The sequence below is a fragment of the Flavobacterium sp. T50_26 genome, from assembly GCF_057652995.1.
The window spans coordinates 1-513 of record NZ_JBYFCC010000059.1 but is presented as its reverse complement, the minus strand read 5'-3'; the positions used below and the strand labels follow the sequence as shown (position 1 = coordinate 513).

Below are 513 nucleotides of genomic sequence, written 5' to 3'. Positions count from 1 at the left end.
AATGAGTTCCGTGAAGTAGAAACGTCAAACTATGTGTTCCAAATTTCTAGTACAGACATTGCAGAATATGCTACTGTTTATACAGTAGAGGTAGCTGTTCGCTTAAACCAACAATGGATGCCTTATGGGCCAGCTTGTACGGTTGTAACACCAGGTGTACCTTCTACGGTTATTGCAGCAAGTTCATGTGGATCAACTTTAGTTCAAATGAATAACATCATTCGTGCACAAGTAGTACCGGCAGCAACTAACTATGAATATGAAGTATCGCTAATAGAAGGCGGAATAGCAGTAGAAACTACTACTTTAATTCGTCCTGCAGCGAGCTTTAACTTATTACAGTTAAGCGGAATTTCAATTAAATACGGATCAGAATACAGCATCCGAGTAAAAGTAGAAGTTCCAACGTCAACGGGTCTACAATGGTCTACTAATTATGGAGCAGCATGTTCTGTATTTAGTCCAATAGCCCCAGAGGCACAAATAGAAGGATGTGGAACAGAGGCAGGTTTA

The 513-nt window shown here is 40.2% G+C and carries 1 protein-coding gene; it reads left to right on the top strand.

Annotated elements, in window-relative coordinates; genetic code table 11:
* The coding region (locus AC23MC_RS16425) for a hypothetical protein (RefSeq protein ID WP_487570659.1) at positions 1-513 on the top strand (513 nt) is incomplete at both ends.